At 69.4% G+C, this 6,952-nt stretch carries 6 protein-coding genes; 3 read left to right on the forward strand and 3 right to left on the reverse strand.

Translation table 11 applies throughout. The features are described 5' to 3' along the window. From ACV4UX_RS16045 to ACV4UX_RS16055, 3 genes are all read right to left on the reverse strand, one after another. Positions 1 to 2,024, reverse strand: a 2,024-nt coding sequence (locus ACV4UX_RS16045; RefSeq protein WP_491594289.1) for an ATP-binding protein, incomplete at its 3' end; no start/stop codon positions are given. Between the two features lie 56 nt (positions 2,025 to 2,080). Next, entirely contained in the window at positions 2,081 to 3,034 is a 954-nt protein-coding gene (locus ACV4UX_RS16050; RefSeq protein WP_491594290.1) for an ABC transporter substrate-binding protein, read from the reverse strand. Between the two features lie 206 nt (positions 3,035 to 3,240). Continuing rightward, positions 3,241 to 3,690: a hypothetical protein gene (locus tag ACV4UX_RS16055; protein ID WP_491594291.1), complete on the reverse strand. Its 450-nt coding sequence runs from the start codon at positions 3,688 to 3,690 to the stop codon at positions 3,241 to 3,243. A gap of 364 nt (positions 3,691 to 4,054) precedes the next feature. Here ACV4UX_RS16055 and ACV4UX_RS16060 point away from each other — a divergent pair, with 364 nt between their 5' ends. From ACV4UX_RS16060 to pstA, 3 genes are all read left to right on the forward strand, one after another. Next, positions 4,055 to 4,864 carry a PstS family phosphate ABC transporter substrate-binding protein gene (locus ACV4UX_RS16060; RefSeq protein WP_491594292.1) on the forward strand — a complete coding sequence of 270 codons (810 nt, stop codon included), beginning with the start codon at positions 4,055 to 4,057 and terminating at the stop codon, positions 4,862 to 4,864. A 63-nt stretch (positions 4,865 to 4,927) separates the two neighbouring features. Beyond that, positions 4,928 to 5,821: a phosphate ABC transporter permease subunit PstC gene (pstC, locus tag ACV4UX_RS16065; protein ID WP_491594293.1), complete on the forward strand. Its 894-nt coding sequence runs from the start codon at positions 4,928 to 4,930 to the stop codon at positions 5,819 to 5,821. Positions 5,822 to 5,833: 12 nt separating this feature from the next. Continuing rightward, on the forward strand, positions 5,834 to 6,703 hold the full coding sequence (gene pstA / locus ACV4UX_RS16070; protein WP_491594294.1) for a phosphate ABC transporter permease PstA: 870 nt from the start codon (positions 5,834 to 5,836) through the stop codon (positions 6,701 to 6,703). Positions 6,704 to 6,952: the final 249 nt, after the last annotated feature.

The following is a 6,952-nucleotide window of genomic DNA, read 5'->3' on the forward strand; positions in this document are numbered from 1 at the left end:
ACGCCCGGCGGCTTGGTGGTGAAGAAGGGCTCGAAGACCCGGCGCCTGGCCGCCTCGTCCAGGCCTGGGCCGTTGTCCTCCACGCTGATCACGGCGAAATCGCCGTCGCGCCGCGCTGCCACGCCGATGCAGGGGGGGCGCTCGGGCGGGTTGGCTTCCATGGCCTGGGCCGCGTTGCGCAGGAGGTTCATGAGCACCTGCTCGATCTGGTTGGCGGAGCAGGGAACGGGGGGCAGGTCCGGGTCCAGGCGGCGCTCGATGCGAATGGAGCGGAAGTCGAAACGCTTCCTCAGGTCGTAATCCTTGGAGCACAGCTCCAGGGCCTTTTCGAAGATCTCGCCCACGTCCGCCGGGGCGAAGGGCGCGTCGCTTCGCCGGCTGAATTCCAGCATGCCGCTCACGATGCGCGCCGCGCGCAGGGCCGATTCCCGGATGCCGCCCAGCATGTCCAGCACGCCCCGGCCGTCCAGGTAGGCTCGCACGGTTTCCACCTGGCAGCCCAGGTCTTCGGCCACGCGACGGTTCTCGGCCAGCTCCGGCGAGACGCGCCGCTCGATCACCTGGGCGCTCTGCACGATGCCGCCCAGGGGGTTGTTGATCTCGTGGGCCATGCCCGCCGCCAACCCGCCCACGGAGAGCATCTTCTCGGATTGCACCATCATCTGCTCCATGCGCGTGCGCTCGGTGACGTCGTCCAGGCGGATCACGGCCCGCTCCGGCCCTTCGCCCGCCAGGGGGTAGATGGTGGCGTCCTCCAGGCGCGTCTCGCCGTCGCGCTTCCAGGAGAGGCGGTGGCCGGTCCAGACGCGCTCCAGGCGCATGGCCTCGCCCAGGTGGGCGCGCAGGGCCTCCAGGCGGGGAAAGTGCGTTTGGACGTCCTCGCCCAGCGCGCGCGAGGGGTCGCGCCCCGGGTCAAGCCGGGCGCTGCGGTTGAGCTGGAGCACGCGGCCCCGGACGTCCACGGTGATGAGCGCCGAAGGCATGGAATCGAACACGTCCGCGAGCAGCGCGCGCAGCCGGGCCAGCTCCTCCTGGGTGGCCTGACGGCGGGCGTCGCGGTCCACCACGGCCTCGGTGAGCGCCTGAAGCGACCGGGCCGCCTGGGCGATCTCGTCGTCGCGCCGCACCACTTCGCCAGGGATCTCCAGGGTCCGCAGGCCGCCCTCCGCGAAGCCGCGCGCGAAGCGCAGGGAGGCCTGCCCCAGGAGGGCCGCCCGCCAGCCCACGCCCATGAGCCAGCGGCCCAGCACGGCCCAGATGCACGCCGCCTGGAGCGCCAGGAGCCCGGCCACGGCCCCCGCCACCTCCAGGCCGCTCACCGGGGCGTCCACCACGTGGGACATCTCCAACACCGGGGCGGGGCGCTTCGTGCCCGGCCAGGGAATGGACGCGTCCACCTGCTCCTTGGCCGAGAAGATCCCCCCCGGGGCCTGCGCGCGCACCGCCTGGGCCGCCGTGCGGCCCTCCCAGACCAGGCGCAGGCTGGTGTGCGCGGTGGCCATCTGGTGCAGCAGCGCGTCGTCCAGCACGCGGAAGAGCACGAGCACGCCCGGGCCGTCGGCCCCCAGCCAGACTGCCTGGCGATAGACCCTGTGGAGCATGCCGGACGCCTCGTCCCAGGCCCAGTCCTCCCCGGCCGAAGCGGCCGCCAGGGCCGCGAGACGGACGGCGTCCGGGCCGAAGACGAACACGGGCCGGAGCTCTGCGGTGAGCAGGAAGACGTGGCTGAACTGCTGCTCCTCGCCCTGGGAGGTCAAGTAGGCCTTCAGGCGCGCCGTACGGCGCTCCGGTTCGGGGGGCAGGTCCAGGAAGTCCAGGCGGGCCTTCTGGCGGAAGGCCTGGCGCTGCCAGTCGGCATCGAGCTGGCGCAGATCGGCGGCGTAGGAGGTCTCCACGGAGCGGGCCTCCGTCCTGGCGGCCTTGGAGGCCAACGCGCCGTAGCCCCAGGCCCCGGCCAGGCTGGCCGCCAGCGCTGCGGCCAGGGACGCCAGAAGCATCCGCCGAGCGGCCTGGGCCCTGAGCATGCCTGCGCCGCCTGTGGTGAAATGCCGTGCAGCCTTCTCCGGGGCCATTGCGCCGCCTAGGGCCAGAAAAGTCCGGGCACGTCCACGGGACGAGCCATGAGCCCTCCGGCGAGGAGGAACTTCTGGACTGCTTCGAGATCCATGATGTCCGAAGAGGTCACGCCTGGGGAAAAGTCGTATTCGGGTAGAAGCCGGGCCACTTCCGCCGTGGTGAGGCCCGTCTCGCCCGCGAGGAGCTCCAGGGCGCGGTCGGGATAGGCGGCCATGAACTCCAGGGCGCGGGCATGCACGCCCAGACAGCGCGCCACCACGCCCGGGTGGGCCTGCAGAAAGTCCTCGTTGACCGCCGTGAGGATGATCCCCTTGGTGAGCCCCTCCCCGCAGAACACCGTGCGCGCGCCGTCGGACTCGGCCTTGAGGCGGGCGGGACCGGCCGCAAGGGCCGCGTCCACCCCGCCCGAGAACAGGGCGTTGAGGGCCGGCGCGATCTGCATGTCCACGAAGCGCACCTGGGTGGCGGAGATGCCCTGGCGCTCCAGGGCGGCCAGGAGCATCAGGTGCAACAGCGTGCCGCGCGGCCCGGCCACGGTCCTGCCGCGCAGGTCCGCGGCGGAGCGCAGGGCAGGGTCTCGCGCCAGGAGGCAGAAGGCGCGCGGCGCGCGGGCGAACACGCCCACTGCGCGGATGGGCTCGCCGCGCGCGCGGGAGGCCAGCACGGCGTCGGAACTGATCACGCTGGCCACATGCACCGTCCCGGCGGCGAGGGCCTCGGCCTGACGCGGCCCGGTGGCCAGGTCGGCCCATTCCACGCTCCAGCCGTCCCGGGCGAACTCCGTTTCGTAGAGCCCGAGCGTCTTTGCCACGATGAGCGGCGCGTTGAGCGGGTACTTCACATAGGTGGCGCGCAGGACGCGCTCCTCCGGGTGGTGCGCCGCGACCGGGCGCGCGGCGGCCAGGCAGAGCAGAATCGACGCCAGGGACGACGCCAGAAGGATACGCGGAACCGTCATCGCTGCTCCTCTGCGGTAGTGAGAGGCCCCGCGGAGCGGACTGTTGCGCGCACTACGGGAAACCCCACCCGGCCGGTACCCTATTTCCCAAGCGTGTGAACGTCCAGAAAAAACAGGGGCCTTTTGCTGACGCTCGGCCCGGGCCGCGCGAAAAGACGCCGGATGTCGGAGGGGCAGGCCTCGCCGGACCGGAGCGGGAGGCCTCTTCAGGCCACGGCGAGGCTCAGGCGGCGCGCCCCCGCCGCGTCGGCCAGGAGCAGGTCGCGGGCCTTTGCGTAGGCGCGCAGGCCCTTGCGCCAGGCCGGGTCGGGATGATCGGGCGCGGGGGTGAACTCGGGGGTCGGGTCGCTCCAGTCGGCCTCGAAGACGCGCTCGGCCCCAGCCTGTCGGGCTGCGGCCTCGGCCAGGGCCTTGGCGGCCGCCTGCGTCCGGGCCTGATCCCCGGCCTGTTGCGGGCCGGGGTCCACCACCACGCGGCGCGAGGTGTAGTCCACGCCGAAGACGCCCAGGCGCACGCCGAGAGAACGCGTGACCACGCGGGCCTTCAAGGGCTCCTGCACGGGAGTTTGCTGGGCGGCCGGCGCCTGGGACGCGCCTGCCTGGGCTGCGCGCGCCTGGAAGACCGACGCCTGCCGGATGCGGCTGGTGGACTCCATGGACGGACCTCCGGACCTGCATCCGGTTGGGCTGCCTTGCCGTTGCGCGCCCGGGTCGCGGGCGCACGGTTCCCGTCCATGGAAACCGAGAGGGATGCTAAAAATTAATCCTTCGACGGTTTCTTGGCAAGAAAAGGATGAAACCTTTCTCTTATGCGAATTGCATGCCAACAAAAACCGGCAAATCCAGCCTGTCCCGGAACCCCCGTGAAGCCCTCCGCGCCTGTCCCGGCGCGGGTCGCGCGGCTTCGTCACAAAGTCTCATGGCGGGCGTAACCTGATCGTCACAGGGCGTTCCTAGCTTCCACGTGCCGCCGGACAGGGATTCCGGCGCATCATCCCCAATCCCCGGAGGCTACACCCCATGAAGAAATTCGCCGCGTTCCTTTTCGCCCTGCTGCTCCTGGCCGGCAACGCCCAGGCCCAGAGCATGCGCGTGGACGGCTCCACCACCGTGCTCCCGGCCATGCAGAAGATGGTCGAAGCCTACATGAAGGCCAATCCCGGCGTCTCCATCACCGTGTCCGGCGGCGGCTCGGGCAACGGCATCAAGGCCATCATCGACGGCGCCACCGACATCGCCATGTCCTCGCGCGAGATGAAGGAGAAGGAGCTCGACGCCGCCAAGGAAAAGGGCCGCCCCGTGAAGCCCATGGAAATCGCCATGGACGCCCTGGCCCCCATCGTCAACCCCGCCAACCCCGTCACCGACCTGAGCGCCGCCCAGCTCCAGGGCATCTTCTCCGGCGCCATCAAGAACTGGAAGGAAGTGGGCGGCGAAGACCGCGAAATCGTCGTGATCTCCCGCGACACCTCCTCCGGCACCTACGAGGCCTGGCAGGAGCTGATCATGAAGGACAAGAAGGTCACCCCCGCCGCGCTGCTCCAGGCCTCCTCCGGCGCGGTGCTCCAGGTGGTGAGCAAGAACAAGTTCGCCATCGCCTACGACGGCTACGCCTACGTGGACAAGACCGTGAAGGCCCTCAAGGTCAACGGCGTCTCCGGAACCGAGAAGACCGTGGCCGACAAGACCTACCCCGTCTCGCGCCCTCTCTTCATCATCACTTCCGACAAGCCTGCCGAGCCCGTGGCCAAGTTCGTGGCCTACATCATGGACCCCGCCGGCGGCCAGAAGATCATCGGCGAAGTCGGCTACTTCCCGGTCAAGAAATAACAACGCACCGCATCCGGGCCTCCCCCTCGCCGGGGGAGGCCCGCGCATTTCACGGAGCCCACAGTGGCCATCAGCCGCAAACTCAAGGATGACCTGATCAGGCGCTTCTTCCTGGTCACCGCGCTCATCTCCATCATCTCCCTGGCGCTCATCATGGTCTACCTGTTCCTCGAAGGCTTTCCCGTCTTCAAGCTGGTGAGCGTGCAGGACTTTCTCTTCGGCAATTTCTGGTATCCCACGGCGGACCCGCCCGAGTTCGGCATCTTCCCGCTCATCGTGGCCTCCATCGCCGTCACGGCCCTTTCTTCGCTCATCGCCATTCCCCTGGGCGTCACCACGGCCGTCTACCTCTCGGAGATCGCCACCCCCAGGGCGCGCGGCATCTTCAAGCCGCTGGTGGAGCTCCTGGCCGCCCTGCCCTCCGTGGTCATCGGCTTCTTCGGCATGGTGGTGGTGGCCCCGATGCTCCAGGACCACCTGGACCTGCCCACGGGGCTCAACCTCTTCAACGCGAGCCTCATGCTCGCCTTCATGAGCGTGCCCACCATCTGCTCCGTCTCCGAGGACGCCATCTACGCCGTGCCCCGCGAGCTCAAGGAGGCCTCGCTGGCCCTGGGCGCGACCCACTGGGAAACCATCCGGCGCGTGATCCTGCCCGCATCGCTCTCGGGCGTCTCCACCGCCGTGATCCTGGGCATGTCCCGGGCCATCGGGGAAACCATGGTGGTGCTCATGGTGGCGGGCGGCGCGGCCATGATCCCCCGCTCGATCTTCTCGCCGCTTCGGCCCATGCCCTCCTCCATCGCCGCCGAAATGGCCGAGGCCCCCTTCCGCTCCGACCACTACCACGCCCTTTTCGCCATCGGCGTGGTGCTCTTTCTCTTCACGCTGGCCTTCAACATCGTGGCCCAGCACATCGCCGAGAAGCACAAGCAGGTCGGCGCGGCCACGCTCTAAAGGAGGCTCCCCATGCGCATCGACACTAAACACCTCAAGCGCCGCCGCCAGATGCAAAGCCTCATGTGGGGCGTCTTCCGGGGCTCGTCCCTGGTCAACGCCGCCGCGCTGGGCATCATCTGCGCCTTCCTCTTCGTCAACGGCCTGCCCGCCATCAGCTGGGAATTCCTCACCCAGCCGCCCAGGGACTCCATGACCGCAGGCGGCATCCTCCCCTGCATCATCGGCACCGTCATCCTCTCCGTGGGCTCCATGCTCGTGGCCTTCCCCCTGGGCGTGTGCGCCGCCATCTACCTCAACGAATACGCCCGGCCGGGGCGCACCGTGCGCCTCATCCGCCTGGGCATCGCCAACCTGGCGGGCGTGCCCTCCGTGGTGTTCGGGCTCTTCGGGCTGGCCTTCTTCGTCACCTTCTTCGGCATGGGCGTCTCCATCGCCTCGGGGGTGCTCACGCTGACCATCCTCGTGCTCCCCGTGATCATCGGCACCGCCGAAGAAGCGCTGAAAAGCGTCCCCGGCACCTACCGCGAAGCTTCCCTGGGCCTGGGGGCCACCAAATGGCAGACCATCCGCCTGGTGGTGCTGCCCGCCGCGCTGCCCGGGATGCTCACCGGAGCCATCCTTGGGCTCTCGCGCGCGGCGGGCGAAACAGCAGCCATCATGTTCACCGCCGCCGTGTTCTTCGCGCCCAAGCTGCCCACCTCCCTCACCTCCGACGTGATGGCCCTGCCCTACCACATCTACGTGCTCGCCACCGCCGGGACCGAAATCGAGAAGACCCGCCCCCTCCAGTACGGCACCGCCCTCGTGCTCATCGCCCTCGTGCTCGGCATGAACCTCGTGGCCATCGTGCTGCGCGCCCGCCTGCAGAAGAAGCACTAGGACTGCGGCGAAGCGCCGACGAAAGGATGGATTGAAGAAGGGGCAGACGGCGCAGAAGAAGCCTCCGGCGGGCAAAGGGCTGCGCCCTCTGCACTCCCGAGTTGCTTCGCGGGCTTCACCGGGCACGGCGTCGTATTCCGCCCCTGGCGGCCCCGCACGCGCCGATCAACAATGGATTTGCCTTCAGAAAATCAAACGGATTCCTGCCCACAATCCCCTGGCGCGGAGCGCCACGGCCCCCCGCGCGGG

The organism is Fundidesulfovibrio sp. (assembly GCF_058402725.1).